This window comes from Pseudomonas sp. MS15a(2019) (assembly GCF_013277805.1).
Classification (GTDB): Bacteria; Pseudomonadota; Gammaproteobacteria; order Pseudomonadales; family Pseudomonadaceae; genus Chryseomonas; species Chryseomonas benzopyrenica.
The window spans coordinates 244,286-257,787 of sequence record NZ_VBTN01000003.1; the positions used below are offsets into that span (position 1 = coordinate 244,286).

General features: G+C 60.7%; 15 protein-coding genes and 2 pseudogenes. 10 read left to right on the forward strand and 7 right to left on the reverse strand.

The window, feature by feature from the left end; genetic code table 11:
* Positions 1-12: 12 nt before the first annotated feature.
* The 3 genes from FEZ61_RS04690 (at position 13) to FEZ61_RS04700 (ending at position 3,307) form a co-directional block, all read left to right on the forward strand.
* Complete coding sequence (locus tag FEZ61_RS04690; RefSeq protein WP_173147505.1) at positions 13-1,041, forward strand: methionine synthase; 1,029 nt, start codon at positions 13-15, stop codon at positions 1,039-1,041.
* A 1,457-nt stretch (positions 1,042-2,498) separates the two neighbouring features.
* Complete coding sequence (locus FEZ61_RS04695; protein ID WP_173147507.1) at positions 2,499-2,786, forward strand: hypothetical protein; 288 nt, start codon at positions 2,499-2,501, stop codon at positions 2,784-2,786.
* A 170-nt stretch (positions 2,787-2,956) separates the two neighbouring features.
* Positions 2,957-3,307, forward strand: coding sequence for a hypothetical protein (locus FEZ61_RS04700; protein ID WP_173147509.1), 351 nt, complete (start codon positions 2,957-2,959; stop codon positions 3,305-3,307).
* A gap of 72 nt (positions 3,308-3,379) precedes the next feature.
* Here FEZ61_RS04700 and FEZ61_RS04705 read toward each other — a convergent pair.
* Positions 3,380-4,043 (reverse strand): annotated as a pseudogene (locus tag FEZ61_RS04705) (phage portal protein); the annotation flags it as partial.
* Between the two features lie 48 nt (positions 4,044-4,091).
* On the opposite strand from FEZ61_RS04705, the gene FEZ61_RS04710 reads away from it, so the two are divergent.
* The 5 genes and pseudogenes from FEZ61_RS04710 to tal all read left to right on the forward strand — a co-directional run bounded on the left by FEZ61_RS04710 (position 4,092) and on the right by tal (position 7,550).
* Positions 4,092-4,523: a phage virion morphogenesis protein gene (locus FEZ61_RS04710; protein WP_346342858.1), complete on the forward strand. Its 432-nt coding sequence runs from the start codon at positions 4,092-4,094 to the stop codon at positions 4,521-4,523.
* A gap of 71 nt (positions 4,524-4,594) precedes the next feature.
* Complete coding sequence (locus tag FEZ61_RS04715) at positions 4,595-4,891, forward strand: cupin domain-containing protein (RefSeq protein WP_173147511.1); 297 nt, start codon at positions 4,595-4,597, stop codon at positions 4,889-4,891.
* Between the two features lie 77 nt (positions 4,892-4,968).
* Positions 4,969-5,271 (forward strand): annotated as a pseudogene (locus tag FEZ61_RS04720) (phage baseplate assembly protein V); the annotation flags it as partial.
* 294 nt (positions 5,272-5,565) lie between these two features.
* A complete protein-coding gene (gene dusA, locus FEZ61_RS04725) occupies positions 5,566-6,576 on the forward strand; it encodes a tRNA dihydrouridine(20/20a) synthase DusA (protein WP_173147513.1) in 1,011 nt (336 codons plus the stop codon).
* Positions 6,577-6,623: 47 nt separating this feature from the next.
* Positions 6,624-7,550, forward strand: coding sequence for a transaldolase (gene tal, locus FEZ61_RS04730; protein WP_017640587.1), 927 nt, complete (start codon positions 6,624-6,626; stop codon positions 7,548-7,550).
* A 12-nt stretch (positions 7,551-7,562) separates the two neighbouring features.
* Here the strand turns inward: tal and rssC are convergent, their stop codons facing one another.
* Positions 7,563-8,045, reverse strand: coding sequence for an anti-sigma factor antagonist RssC (gene rssC, locus FEZ61_RS04735; RefSeq protein WP_007158388.1), 483 nt, complete (start codon positions 8,043-8,045; stop codon positions 7,563-7,565).
* Positions 8,042-9,226, reverse strand: coding sequence for a two-component system response regulator RssB (gene rssB / locus FEZ61_RS04740; protein ID WP_064308683.1), 1,185 nt, complete (start codon positions 9,224-9,226; stop codon positions 8,042-8,044). Before rssB ends, rssC begins: the two co-directional genes overlap by 4 nt.
* A gap of 204 nt (positions 9,227-9,430) precedes the next feature.
* Between rssB and FEZ61_RS04745 the strand changes: the two genes are divergently transcribed.
* Positions 9,431-9,730 carry a PilZ domain-containing protein gene (locus tag FEZ61_RS04745; protein WP_173147515.1) on the forward strand — a complete coding sequence of 100 codons (300 nt, stop codon included), beginning with the start codon at positions 9,431-9,433 and terminating at the stop codon, positions 9,728-9,730.
* A gap of 57 nt (positions 9,731-9,787) precedes the next feature.
* On the opposite strand, the gene FEZ61_RS04750 is transcribed toward FEZ61_RS04745, so the two are convergent.
* Entirely contained in the window at positions 9,788-10,489 is a 702-nt protein-coding gene (locus FEZ61_RS04750) for a VacJ family lipoprotein (protein WP_082900455.1), read from the reverse strand.
* Between the two features lie 143 nt (positions 10,490-10,632).
* Between FEZ61_RS04750 and FEZ61_RS04755 the strand changes: the two genes are divergently transcribed.
* On the forward strand, positions 10,633-10,896 hold the full coding sequence (locus tag FEZ61_RS04755) for a DUF4404 family protein (protein WP_017640583.1): 264 nt from the start codon (positions 10,633-10,635) through the stop codon (positions 10,894-10,896).
* On the opposite strand, the gene queF is transcribed toward FEZ61_RS04755, so the two are convergent.
* From queF to FEZ61_RS04770, 3 genes are read right to left on the reverse strand one after another with little or no spacing between them, the layout of a single operon-like run.
* Positions 10,897-11,724: an NADPH-dependent 7-cyano-7-deazaguanine reductase QueF gene (gene queF, locus FEZ61_RS04760; RefSeq protein ID WP_173147517.1), complete on the reverse strand. Its 828-nt coding sequence runs from the start codon at positions 11,722-11,724 to the stop codon at positions 10,897-10,899.
* A 13-nt stretch (positions 11,725-11,737) separates the two neighbouring features.
* On the reverse strand, positions 11,738-12,517 hold the full coding sequence (locus FEZ61_RS04765; RefSeq protein ID WP_017640581.1) for an ABC transporter permease: 780 nt from the start codon (positions 12,515-12,517) through the stop codon (positions 11,738-11,740).
* Entirely contained in the window at positions 12,514-13,446 is a 933-nt protein-coding gene (locus FEZ61_RS04770; protein ID WP_017640580.1) for an ABC transporter ATP-binding protein, read from the reverse strand. Before FEZ61_RS04770 ends, FEZ61_RS04765 begins: the two co-directional genes overlap by 4 nt.
* Positions 13,447-13,502 lie beyond the last annotated feature (56 nt).

Genomic DNA, 13,502 nt, shown 5'->3' on the forward strand with positions numbered 1-13,502 from the left:
AGGCCCGTACCAATGAAGAAGCTGCTACCCACTTCCACCGCAGGAAGCCTGCCCAAGCCCTCTTGGCTCGCCCAACCGGAAACGCTCTGGTCACCCTGGAAGTTGGAAGGCGAGGAATTACTCGAAGGCAAACAGGACGCGCTACGCCTGTCTTTGTTTGAACAGCAGCAGGCTGGCATCGACATCGTCAGCGATGGCGAGCAAACCCGCCAGCACTTCGTCACCACCTTTATCGAAAACCTGAACGGTGTCGATTTCGCCAAGCGCGAGGTCGTCAGAATTCGTAATCGCTATGACGCCAGCGTACCTACGGTAGTGGGAGCTGTCGAACGCCGGAAGCCGGTATTCATCGAAGACGCCAAATACCTCCGCCAGCAAACGACACAGCCGATCAAGTGGGCGCTACCAGGCCCGATGACCATGATCGATACCCTCTACGACGATCACTACAAGAGTCGGGAAAAACTGGCCTGGGAGTTCGCCGGCATCCTGAACCAGGAAGCCAGGGAGCTGGAAGCGGCGGGCGTCGACATCATCCAGTTCGATGAACCGGCGTTCAATGTCTTCTTCGATGAAGTCAACGACTGGGGAGTCGCCGCCTTGGAGCGCGCGATCGAAGGACTCAGGTGCGAGACGGCGGTGCACATCTGCTACGGCTACGGTATCAAGGCCAATACCGACTGGAAGCAGACCCTGGGCTCGGAGTGGCGGCAATACGAAGAAGCCTTTCCCAAGCTACAGAAATCCAAGATCGACATCGTCTCCCTTGAATGCCATAACTCGCGCGTTCCCCTGGAGCTGATCGAACTCATCCGCGGCAAGAAAGTGATGGTGGGCGCCATTGATGTGGCGAGCAACGCCATCGAAACGCCCGAGGAGGTCGCGCAAACCCTGCGGAACGCGCTGCAATTCGTTGCTGCAGACAAACTCTATCCGTGCACCAATTGTGGCATGGCGCCGCTGTCGCGAAGAGTGGCAAGGGGAAAGCTGAACGCCTTGAGCGCGGGCGCAGACATCGTTCGGCGGGAACTGCTAGGCTAGGGTCAGGCCGGGTTCGCCAGCCTGAACGAATCAGGGCGGCGCCATAGCAATCCGAGCCGATAAAAACGCCTGGTGCTTCTATCAGGTGTTTTTGCGTTTTCTTCAGCTCTAATCTCGGCACTGCTCTTCAGCGGTATTCTTAAGCAGGCGATACAGAAAGTCCAACGCCACAAAGCACAGCATGCTGGCGGTGGCTCGTTGATCTGGCGGTCAGCTTCCGTTCGGATGCCTAGCTTTCCTGATAGACTCGATCGTTATCCCTCACTATGTGGAATGTGCTGTATAGCCGGTGCCCCGTACTATCGGTGGCCTGACGTTATCATCTCCATTCCAACTTGTTACCTGACCTTTTGCGATTGCTACGCTGTAGTAGCCCGGCTGCGAAAATCGGCTGAAATGTAGCAAAACGAGCGTAGAACAGACGTACCGAGATGCTTGCCGAAACCGCCTCAAACCCAGCAACCACGCGCCCTGAGCCGTCCCGCCGCTTTTCCGTGGCGCCCATGATGGATCGGGCCGACCAAACCTGAAACGCCCGTCTGGCACGGCCTCCAGAGCCCTCCGCTTCGTTTCGTAGCAAATTTGTAGCACTGACCTCTTCCAGCCCCTCCTTTTCGCCCTCCTCCACGCGCCTTTCCAGCCTGTTCGTCAACGCCTTGGCCAGCGCCTGAGCGTCAGCCTGTGAGCGTCTGTGAACGTGCGAGAGCATCAGCGTGAGCGACGGACTATTATCGCGCTAATTGGGCACTAGCCCCGTTTTATGTTCAGGGCTGGGGATGGCGTAATCTGCGTTACCGACTTTTTGGATGGCCTGCGAGCCCTCTCAGTATGCGGCTTCCAGCGATTGGTCTTACTGTTCCGGCTGCGTAATACCACCGTTCTCCAGTAACAAATCCTACTGTTACGATTAAAAAACAATAAACCTATATTTATCAGTCACTTAGAAAACGGTCACAGAGACGGGGACAGCGCCGGAACAGTAGGCTGAAAAGCGGGAAAGCTAGGAGCGACGCGGGTTGTAGCGGGTAGGGCTGAGTTGGTGACAGTGGGAACGGCTCCCCAGCCCTCTCTGGAAAATAGGGGTCGCAGGCTCGACTAGAAAAAGCCTGGTGGTGCAGGGATTCGCAGGGATTTTCAGCCTACCGTATCTCTACTCCGCCCCAGTAGCGGCGCTGGCCAGAGGCTGCTGCAGGGCTGCAGAAAAAGCGACCCATTTAGCCCGCAGGCGTGGCGGGGGGACGACGGCGCGCGCCAGGTACAGTCTCGCGGAATTCAGCCGGGCCGGCGGTTCATTGAACCCTTGTGAGCTCGTTCGAGGGCCTGGCGCGACTTGCCCTCTTCCTTGTGCGCTAGCACTAGCTACTCGCCGGACCGGTGGTGATAGTGGCCACTGAACGTAAGGTGTGGGTCGACCTCCCATGCCTGAGGCCATTCTGGTCTCCTTGAGAGGTAATCGGATGATCATCGAGATGCGTACCTGGGCCCGAATAGGCGCGCCAGGTGCAAGCCCCCGCAAAACGGCCCCACTGTCGGTGCTGCAAAGCTCCATCAACAGCCTTCATTTGGCCAACCAGTCGCGGAAGGAACAACTCGAGCAGTTATCGGTACAGGCCGTTGAGCCCGATCCTATTGAACCGCCAAATCCCGACACGCCTGATGTTCCAGGAAAAATGGATGCCGATGAAGATGTCGATCCGGCTGAAGTCGATGACCAGGCCGGTGCAGGCGACCCTCTAAACCGTTGATACGAAGGCGCTGGGGATCTTATTAACGCAGGCCTTTGCAGCTCCACTCTTGGCTGGAAACGAAGTTCATCCGGTGCCACAAAGATACTGTGGTCCATGCCTCCTCGGTGAGGGTGCGATGCTAAGAGCGGCAGTTATCTGACCCCTAACGCGGCATCCGAGTATAAAATATGTCCTTCTTCTTAAGCGGTATCAGCAACTTGCAGGTACTGCTGGACAATTGTCTTCAGCGCGAGCGTGACTATTTCAGTCAACCTGCAGGACAGCGTCGCTGCGCTGACCCATTCGTCTTCGTGCGAGCCGCACTTATTTACCGCAAGCGGCAGGACACGGGTGCCGAACGGGCAATCTGTGAGCGATGGGACCTCATCCTTCAAGATTTTGAGCGCCAGGCGCAGGCGGTAGAAATGTCCGGACGTAATAACGCCCTGGCTCTGCAGCTACGTAGCCGCAAGCAGGTGCTAGAACGGCGCGACGCGACGCAGATGCGATTACTGCCGCAGCAACGCGAGACTAGCTAAACGCCTGGTTCTGATCGATAAATCAGAACCAGTAGATTTGCTATTGAGCTAGGCTAGATCTTCGCGTAGAGCTTAATTTGTAGTGCTGACCAACTCATACTGCCGGAAGCGGATCACCTCCTCACCCAGCCAGTCGTTGACCTGAGTCAGCCGTGCCTGCAGCGGCTCCAGCTCATTCGCCGCATACACCTCCGCGGCCTCCTTGATCGAACCGAATCCCCCCGCATTCTGCGGTACGATCCCCATCAGTTGCGGCGGGATCCGAAGGCCGGCGAGCATGTCGTCGCGCGTGATGCTCTTGATCGAGTTGAATTCATCCTTCGCGGCCACCTCGCTGACCGGGATCAGCTGGATGCCGTCCTTCTTCCCGTTGGGCGCGTAGACGAACAGGTTGCGGAAGTTGCCCGGACCCTTGGCCGAGCGCAGCGCGGTGCGCAGGGAGTCGATGTCCTCCTCCTTCTGGGCGGCGTCGGTCATGTAGAAGATGAAGCCGGCGTGACTGCCGTTGTTGTAGTACTTCCGCCGAAACAGCGTGGCCGACTCGTTGAGCAGCGCCGACTGCATGGCGGCAAGCCACTCGGGCATGCCGTAGATCTCCTGGTTGATATCGGCCTCGCGCAGGTGGCAGATGGTGCCCGGGGCGAATTCGTGTTCGTCCCGCCAGCCCCCGCACCTGGAAGAAGCGGCCCTCTTCCCCTCGCCTCATGTACTTGACCAGCGGCGGCTGCAGGCTGATCCGCCGGCGATGCGCTGGCCCTGGAAAGGCCACACCCGGGCCCCAGCCGTGGCTGACCTCGAGGCACTGGAGACCTGGCACTCGCCGCTGCTACAGAAGCTCGACGGCCGCGGTCGGGCCCAAATGGCCCGCAACACCACCCAGCAGCTGCGCCGCAGCCAGCAGCAGCGGATCTGCAACCAGGTAAACCCGAACGGCTCGCCGTTCGGGGCACGCAAGCCGCGATATCTGCGTAGCAAGAAGGACCGCATCAAGCGGCGGATGTTCGAGAAGCTCAAGATGGCCCGGTACCTCAAGGCCAAGGGCTCGCCGCAGCAGGCGGTGATCGGCTTCGCCAGCCGCGTCTCCCGCATCGCCCGCGTTCACCAGTACGGCCTGAAAGACCGCGCCGACCGCGGAGCTCCGAGGTCCGCTACGCCCGACGCAAATTGCTCGGTTTGTCTGATCAAGATTTGCACACTTTGCGAGATCTACTCCTAGATCAACTCGATATTTAGACCAGTTCTTCGACTCTCGGATAATCCAGCTCCCGTTCCGAAGGAGAGAGATTCATGCCGCTGCTAAAACCTTCAGAGATAGCTAATGCAGCATCGCAAACCTGGCAATCAGTGATCTTTGCAGCTGTCGGAGATGCTCGTGTAAAAGTGCTTCGTATGGACGGCACTTCTACGCCTGAAGAGGTGCACGATTACAACGAGCTACTGATCGTTTTGGAAGGCCTACTCGTCCTCGAAACATCAGGCGAGCGCGTAGAGGTACACGCTGGCGAAGTTTACCTGGCGACTGCAGGCGAGCGTCATTCTGTTCTAGCAGGCAGCCGTGGGACGTTGCTCATCGTGGATAAATAGCCCTGGGCATTTGCAGCTGGCACCGCTACAACTCGCTCTAGCTGCACCTTGCGCGCGCGGCAACCATCCTCCGTGGCATGACCGATATCGCCGCCCTCTCCCGCCTCATCGAGAACCTGATCCGCCCTGGCACCATCGCCGAGGTCGACCATGGCAGTCTCCTAGACACGCACCATGCCCGGGTTCGGGTTCAGAGCGGCGAACTGCTGACTGGCTGGTTGCCCTGGCCCACCGTAGGCAAGTAGGTCCTGGTCGTCAGTCCCGGCGGCCAAACTGCACAGGGCATCGCCATCGGCGGCCTGTTCAGCGCCCTCATCCCCGAAAACGGCGATCGCGCCGGCCTGCACCGCCGCAACTACCCGGACAGCGCCGTCGTCGAAGTCATGCTGCTAAAAATTTGAGGTTCTTATCGCATTAGTCGCTTCAGCTGTTCGCCACAGAAGCTTGGACGGACGCTGCCCGCTCAGAAACCTGGGATTCTTGATAGACTGTTTGCCTTTCGCGGCGCAGCCTGATCCGGGCATAAACATTCACGCCCTAGCGCTTTCTCGCCGTGCCATCCTTCCCGTCTGCTGCCGAGTGCCATACGTTTTTTCCGAGTGCTTGAATTCCGCACCGAGCCAGGAAAAGCACGCTGAACCCGAGCAGCACGGTGCTATAAACGAAGTCTCCAAATGCTTGCCGAAACCGCCTCAAACCCAGCAACCACGCGCCCTGAGCCGTCCCGCCGCTTCTCCGTGGCGCCCATGATGGACTGGACGGATCGTCACTGCCGTTATTTCCACCGACTGCTGTCCCAGCATGCCCTGCTCTATACCGAGATGGTCACCACCGGTGCCCTGCTGCATGGCGATGCCCAGCGGTTCTTGCGGCACGACGAGACCGAGCATCCCCTGGCGCTGCAGCTGGGCGGCAGCGTGCCGGCCGAGCTGGCCGCAGCGGCGCGGCTGGGTGAGCAGGCGGGGTATGACGAGATCAACCTGAACGTTGGTTGCCCCAGCGACCGGGTGCAGAACAACATGATCGGCGCCTGCCTGATGGCCTATCCCGAGCGGGTGGCCGACAGCGTCAAGGCGATGCGCGATGCCGTGGCCATCCCGGTGACGGTCAAGCACCGCATCGGCATCTCAGGGCGCGACAGCTACGAGGCGCTGCGGGACTTCGTCGGCCAGGTCGCGGACGCGGGTTGCCGCAGCTTCACCGTGCACGCGCGCATCGCCATCCTCGAAGGGCTGTCACCCAAGCAGAATCGCGAGATCCCACCGCTGCGCTACGACGTGGCCGCGCAGCTGGTGCAGGACTTCCCGGATCTCGAATTCATTCTGAATGGCGGCCTCAAGACCCTGGACACCTGTCGCGAGCACCTGGAGGTCTTCGATGGGGTAATGCTGGGTCGCGAGGCCTACCAGAATCCCTACCTGCTGGCCGAGGTGGACGCGGCGCTCTACGGTTGCGACCGTCCGCCACTGACTCGCCATGAGGTCATGCTGCGGCTGCGGCCCTATGTTGAGGCGCATCTGCAACAGGGTGGTCTCATCCACCACGTCACCCGCCATGTTCTGGGCCTGGCGCAGGGATTTCCCGGCGCGCGGCGCTTCCGGCAACTGCTGTCCACCGATCTGCATCGCAGCCCTGAACCGCTGCGCCTGTATGACGAGGCCACTGAACTTCTCAGAGGCCACTGAGTCACGTCTCCACGATGTCCATTCGTTAACCGAAGGAAAGACCTGCCATGAGCAAGCTGGAACAACTCAAGCAATACACCACGGTCGTCGCCGATACCGGCGATCTGGACGCCATCGCCCGCCTCAAGCCCTACGACGCCACCACCAATCCCTCGCTGCTGCTCAAGGCCGCTGCCCTGCCCCGCTACGAAGAACACCTGCAAGCCGCCTTCAGTGGCGCCGGCGGTGACATCGGCCTGGCCTGCGATCGCTTCGCCGTCGCCGTCGGTGGTGAGATCCTCAAGCTGATCCCCGGCCGCATCTCCACCGAGGTGGACGCGCGCCTGTCCTTCGACACCGGCGCCACCCTAGATCGCGCCCATCGCCTGATCGAGCTGTACGAGAAGGCCGGCATTGGCAAGGACCGCGTACTGATCAAGATCGCCTCCACCTGGGAAGGCATCCGCGCTGCCGAGCAACTGGAGAAGGAAGGTATCCAGACCAACCTGACCCTGCTGTTCTCCTTCGCCCAGGCCGCGGCCTGCGCCGACGCCGGTGTGTTCCTGATCTCGCCCTTCGTCGGTCGCATCTACGACTGGTACAAGAAGGCCGAAGGCCGTGACTACGAAGGCGCCGAAGACCCGGGCGTGAAGTCCGTGACCCGTATCTACCAGTACTACAAGGCCAATGGCTACGAGACCGTGGTGATGGGTGCCAGCTTCCGCAACCTGAACCAGATCGAGCAGCTGGCCGGCTGCGACCGCCTGACCATCAGCCCCGAACTGCTGCAGCAACTGTCGGAAGCCCAGGGCGACCTGCCGCGCGTACTGACCGCCTACAGCACCGGTGGCGAACCCAAGCAGCAGCTGAACGAGGCTGCCTTCCGCTGGGCGCACAACGAAGACGCCATGGCCACCGAGAAGCTGGCCGAAGGCATTCGCCAGTTCGCGCGGGATCAGGAAAAGCTGGAAGTGCTGCTGCCCGGCAAGCGCTAAGCCAGAGCGTGGTCAGTGCCTTTCGAGGGCACTGACCAGATCGCGAAAGGCATTGCGATTGGATTCATTGAGGCCCATCAACACCCGATGGGCTTCAAGCACGCGACTGCGCACCTCGGCTTCGGACTGATCCTGCGGTGGCAGGTCGGTCAGGCAATCCGGGCAAGGCAGGACCGTCTCGACGATATTGAACACCTGATCGAAACCCATGGAATCCAGCAGGCGCAGGATGTCCGGGTTGTTGGTGGTCAGCATGGGCAGCAGCCCGATGCGCTGCCGCGACAGGATCGACAGCTTGGCCAAGAGGCCCAGAGTGGTGCTGTCGATGCTCTGCGTCTCCGTCAGGTCAATGACGATGGACGAGAAATTCAACGACGAGAAGATGTGTTCGATGGTCGCGTCCAGCGCCGAGCACAGGGTCAGACGCACCTCGCCGGTAAACTTCAGGACGAAGGTGCCATCCTGCTCGGCAAATTGGATTTTTCCGGTGCTCATGCCAGGTTCCTGCTCAACACCAGCAAAGCGATATCGTCGGGCATCTCGGTAACGGATGCCAGATCCAGGGCTTCGCTCAGGCCTGCCAGTGTACCGCCGGCACGGCGGACGTAATCGGGCAAGCTGTGTTCTTTCTCTTTCAAATTGTCTCCCGGCAGCAGGTCGAAGATGCCATCCGAAAAGAGGGTCAGGCTGAAACGCTCGGGCAGATCCATCTGGTGGTCATTGTAGGTCGCCTCCTGGAACAGGCCGACCGGCAGCCCCTTGCCTACCAGGAAGCGGGTTTCTTCCGGGGTATGCAGGACCGGCAAGGGCAGATGACCACCGATGCTGTACGCCAGGGTACCCGTGGTTTCGTCGATGACGCCACCCAGCATGGTCACGTGCTTGCCCAATTTGCAATCCAGTAGACCCCTGTTGATGTGACCAAGCACATCCGAGGGCTTGAATTCGGGCAGCGTGCCGTTGCGCTTGGACTCATAGAGCAGCCGCGTGGTCATGAACTTGAGCAGCACGGTCACGAAGGCCGAAGAGGCGCCATGGCCGGAGACGTCGGCCAGGTAGAAGGCGACGCGGTGCTCGTCGATGCGAAAGTAGTCGACGAAATCGCCGGACAGGTACAGCGAGGGGATGATCTCGTGGGCGAAATGCAGCCCCTCGGTTTCCCAGGGCGTCACCGGCAACATGTTCATCTGCACGTGGCGCCCGGCGTTCTGGTCCTCTTGCAGGAGGCTCAGGCTCGCCTGCAGCTCGCGATTGGTGTTTTCCAGCTTGACCCGGTAGCGATCGTTTTCCAGGCGCAGGCGGGCGCGATCCAGGGCGCGATTGACCGAGTGCTCCAGCACCATCAGGTCTTCGAGCGGCTTGATCAGGTAATCGGCGGCGCCCAGGCGCAGGGCTTCCACGACGTCGCTCATGACGCCAGCGCCGGACAGCACCAGCACGGGCGTATCGATGGACAGCTCGCTGATGCGGCGCAGCAGCGTCAGCCCGTCGACCTGCGGCATGCGCAGATCGCAGATGATGAGGTCAGGCTGTTCGCGCTCGAATATTTCCAGGCCCTGCTGGCCATTGCTGGCCTGCAGGACATTGAAGCCACTGTCTTCGAGATAGTCGGCGAGACTGAGGCGAACCACCTCGTCATCGTCAATGATCAGGAGCGTGGCAGGCGAATTAGACATAGAGGATCCAGGCATGCACCCGAACGGCAAACCGGCGGACACTATCCGACACGGGCCACGGTGATTACGACACGGCGGAGACACTACTCCCATCCACCGGGGCGTTCAAGCTTGCCAACCGGATGGAAATTCTTTACAGGGTGCCATTATGGAGTTTATACCTCCAGCAACCCGCCATCCATCCTCCCAAGCAGTAGGATTGCCATGAGTACCATTGACCGTTCTTACAGTGAAAAGCGCGACTTCATTCGCATGCACGTCGACTCCAAAGCCATACTGAAGGTCGGCGATGCCTCCTTCGAGGCGCGCTGCGTCGATCTGTCCAGCACCGGTTTCCAGATCGAGGCCGCCACCAGCCTGCAGGTCGGCGACAAGGTGACCGTGCTCATCCCCTCCAGCCATGCCGAACTCCCCGGCCTGGAAGCGGACGCCGAGGTCCTGCGCGTCCAGGCTACGGACGCGGGCAAACAACTGCTGGGCCTGTCCGTGCTGGAAATGCGCTAACTACTGCGGCCAATAAAAAAGGCAGCCCAGGGGCTGCCTTTTTTATTGGGGCCGGGACTAGAAGTCGTCGACCACCTGACCGTCCTTGACCTTGAATTCGCGGGTCTGCAAGTAGGCGTTGCGAATGAACACGTACTTGTCCCCGGTGATCAGGCGCTCGGCCTGCAGGAGACCGGCCCGGGTATCGACGGTGCTGAGGGCGAAGGCGCTGTTGCGCACGGCGACGTCGTCCACATAGGGATAGGCGCTGGTGTAGCTGTCCGGGATGCGACCGAGGCCGTCACGCACGCTGCTGGGGCCGAAGAACGGCAGGACCAGGTAGGGACCGCTGGTTGCGCCCCACTTGCCCAGGGTCTGGCCGAAATCTTCGTCGTTGCGCTGCAGGCCGGCCTTGGTGGCCACGTCGACCAGGCCGAGGCCGCCCATCGTGGTATTCATCAACAGGCGCGCGGTGTCGACCCCGGCGTGCTCGATCTTACCTTGCAACAGGTCGTTGGCCAGGTTGCGCACGTCACCCAGGTTGTTGAAGAAGTTGCTCACGCCGGTCTGCACGAAGCCAGGCGTGAAGCGCTGATAGCCCTGGGCGACCGGCTTGAGGGCATAGGTATCCAGGGTATCGTTGAACACGAAGATCTTGCGGTTGAAGCCTTCCCAGGGATCGGGATTCTCGGCTTCGGCCGCCATGGCCTGACCGGCAAAGGTCAGGGCCGTTGCAAGGAGCGCTCCCCAGACCCTGGAACCACGTCGCTCGACCATCATCGCTTCTCTCCTCGTTGCACTCAGACGCCTGAAAGGCGCCGATTATAGTCATAGCTTTGCCACTTTGGCTTAGGGCCAGGCGCTGTCACTCGATCTTTGACCCGCCGTTGCGGTCAAAGAATCCGAACACAGGAGAAACGCCCATGACCACCTCTCATCTGCAGGAACAACTCGACCACCTCCGCCACCAGTTGGACCAGGATCCGCCCGCCTCGCCCGAGGATCGGGAAGAACTGGAACTGCTGATCCGGGATATCGAATTCCAGCTGGCCAACGAAGATGCCACCCGGGATGGCAGCCTGGTCGAAGGCGTCAATCTGGCCGTGGAGCGTTTCGAGGTCAGTCACCCCACCATGGCCGGCACGCTGCGCTCGATCATGAACAGCCTGAGCAGCATGGGCATCTGATCACTGCCGGACGTAGCGCTCGGCGGCGGGCTGGATGGCGTCACTGCTTCGGTAGGGATTGATGTCCAGCCCACCGCGCCGCACATAGCGGGCGAACACAGTCAGCTTCGCCGGCTTGAGCAGCCGCCACAAATCCAGATAGATGCGCTCGACGCACTGCTCGTGAAAATCCGCATGCTGGCGGAAGGCGACCAGGTAGCGCAGCAGGCTGGCCGGTTCCAGGGCCAGGCCCTCATCGTACTCGACCACCACGGTGCCCCAGTCCGGCTGACCGGTGACCGGGCAGTTCGACTTGAGCAGGTGGCTGTAAAACCTCTGACTATCCCGCGCTTCGCCCACGTTCAGCAGTTCGGCCTGTGGGTGGGCATAGCGATCCAGACTGACATCCAGATCGTCGAGGCACTGGCCATTCGGGCGCTGGACACCACGGGCCGCCCAATCATCCAAGGACATCAGGTTGACGCCAACGGGACCACCAGCCGCGGCGCTCAGGTCTTTGACCAGCACGGCTTCGAGTTCGGCCATGCTGGCGAACACCGACTGGTTCAGAGAGTTGAGGTACAGCTTGAACGACTTGGATTCAATGATGTTCGGCGAATCGGCCGGGATAGCGAACTCGGCAATGGCCACCACCGGCTTGCCGGAAGGCAGCAACCAGGACAGCTCGTAGCAGGTCCAGACATCCACCCCGCGAAACGGCAGATCCTGCCCGTCCAGGCCTAGTTCCGCCCACTTGGGCGCGCGCGGGATCGGATAGAGCAGCGATGGCGCATATTCGCTGACGTACTCGGTGCTTTTGCCCAGGGGCGATTGTTCTACGCTATGCATGACGCTCAGACACTCAATGACGCATGCCGCGCCCGCTTACGAGCAGACGGATGCTGACCAGATAAAGCACGACCACGGCGAACAGCATGAAGGCGATCGCCACCCCAATGCGGATGTCGGACACCCCGAGGATGCCGTAGCGGAAGGCGTTGACCATGTGCAGGATCGGATTGACCAGGGACACCTTCTGCCAGAAGGCCGGCAGCAGGTCGATGGAATAGAAGACCCCGCCCAGGTAGGTCAGGGGCGTCAGCACGAAGGTCGGCACGATGGAGATGTCGTCGAAGTTGCGCGCGTAGACGGCGTTGATGAAGCCGCCCAGGGCAAAGATCGCCGCGGTAAGGACGATCACCAGCAGCATGATGCCCAGGTGGTGCACCTGCATGTTGGTGAAGAACAGCGATAGCAGGCTGACGATGGCGGCCACGGCCAGGCCGCGCAGGATGCCGCCCATGGCATAGCCGATGAGGATCACATGCGGCGACACGGGCGAAACCAGCAGCTCTTCCACGGAGCGCTGGAACTTGCTGCTGAAGAAGCTGGAGACCACGTTGCTGTAGGCGTTGGTGATCACCGACATCATGATCAGGCCCGGCACGATGTACTGCATGTAGGTGAAGCCACCCATGCCACCGATACGATTGCCGATCAGGTTCCCGAAGATCACAAAGTACAGGACCATGGTGATCGCCGGGGGCAGCAGCGTCTGTGCCCAGATACGGGTGAAGCGGCGCACTTCGCGATGGACGATGGTCCGCAGCGCCACCATGTTGGCTTGGAATTCGGTACTCATCGGGCGACCTTGGCTAGATTCTTTTCCACCAGGGAGACGAACAGCTCCTCCAGGCGATTGGCTTTGTTTCTCAGGCTCTGGACCTGGATGCCGGCGGCGTCCAACTGGCGGAACAGGGCGTTGACCCCACTGGCCTTGTCGATCTGCACCTCGAAGGAGTGATCGCCCAACAGCTTGGCCGGATAGCCGTCCAGCTGCGGCGCCGCCGTCAGCGGCTGGACCACATCGACGATGAAGGTCTCGACGTTGAGCTTCTGCAGGAGCTTGCGCATGCTGGTGTGCTCGACCAGCTCGCCATGGTCGATGATGGCGATGTTGCGGCAGAGATGCTCGGCCTCTTCGAGGTAGTGGGTGGTGAGGATGATGCTGGTTCCCTGCCTGTTCAGTTCGGTGAGGAAGCTCCACATGGAGCGCCGCAGCTCAATGTCGACCCCGGCGGTGGGTTCGTCGAGGATCAGCAGGCGCGGTTTGTGGATCAGGGCGCGAGCGATCATCAGGCGACGCTTCATGCCGCCAGAGAGCATGCGCGAAGGCGTATCGCGTTTGTCCCACAGCCCGAGCTGGGTGAGGTACTCCTCGGCGCGCTCACCGGCGATGCGTGCGGGAATACCGTAGTAGCCAGCCTGGGTGACGACGATGTCGAAGGCCTTCTCGAACTGGTTGAAGTTGAACTCCTGGGGCACCACGCCCAGGCAGCGCTTGAGGCCCGCGGGATCCTTGTCCAGGTCGTTGCCGAACACGGATACCTCGCCGCCGGACTTGTTGACCAGGGTCGAGAGAATGCCGATGGTGGTCGACTTGCCCGCCCCGTTCGGACCGAGCAGCGCGAAGAAATCACCTTCGACCACATCGAGGTCGATCCCCTTGAGGGCGGTGAAGCCGTTGTTGTAGGTCTTGGTCAGACCGCGAATGGAGAGAGCTAGACTCATGTGCCTCCCGGCAAGAACTGATTCGCAAAGAAAAGTGCTACTTCCTATAACCCCGG

Coding starts and splice junctions, on each gene's coding strand:
- FEZ61_RS04745 (WP_173147515.1), top strand. CDS start 9,431: ATGAGTACCATTGACCGTTCTTACAGTGAAAAGCGCGACTTCATTCGC.
- FEZ61_RS04690 (WP_173147505.1), top strand. CDS start 13: ATGAAGAAGCTGCTACCCACTTCCACCGCAGGAAGCCTGCCCAAGCCC.
- queF (WP_173147517.1), bottom strand. CDS start 11,724: ATGCATAGCGTAGAACAATCGCCCCTGGGCAAAAGCACCGAGTACGTC.
- FEZ61_RS04755 (WP_017640583.1), top strand. CDS start 10,633: ATGACCACCTCTCATCTGCAGGAACAACTCGACCACCTCCGCCACCAG.
- FEZ61_RS04750 (WP_082900455.1), bottom strand. CDS start 10,489: ATGATGGTCGAGCGACGTGGTTCCAGGGTCTGGGGAGCGCTCCTTGCA.
- rssC (WP_007158388.1), bottom strand. CDS start 8,045: ATGAGCACCGGAAAAATCCAATTTGCCGAGCAGGATGGCACCTTCGTC.
- FEZ61_RS04695 (WP_173147507.1), top strand. CDS start 2,499: ATGATCATCGAGATGCGTACCTGGGCCCGAATAGGCGCGCCAGGTGCA.
- dusA (WP_173147513.1), top strand. CDS start 5,566: ATGCTTGCCGAAACCGCCTCAAACCCAGCAACCACGCGCCCTGAGCCG.
- rssB (WP_064308683.1), bottom strand. CDS start 9,226: ATGTCTAATTCGCCTGCCACGCTCCTGATCATTGACGATGACGAGGTG.
- FEZ61_RS04765 (WP_017640581.1), bottom strand. CDS start 12,517: ATGAGTACCGAATTCCAAGCCAACATGGTGGCGCTGCGGACCATCGTC.
- FEZ61_RS04700 (WP_173147509.1), top strand. CDS start 2,957: ATGTCCTTCTTCTTAAGCGGTATCAGCAACTTGCAGGTACTGCTGGAC.
- FEZ61_RS04715 (WP_173147511.1), top strand. CDS start 4,595: ATGCCGCTGCTAAAACCTTCAGAGATAGCTAATGCAGCATCGCAAACC.
- FEZ61_RS04770 (WP_017640580.1), bottom strand. CDS start 13,446: ATGAGTCTAGCTCTCTCCATTCGCGGTCTGACCAAGACCTACAACAAC.
- tal (WP_017640587.1), top strand. CDS start 6,624: ATGAGCAAGCTGGAACAACTCAAGCAATACACCACGGTCGTCGCCGAT.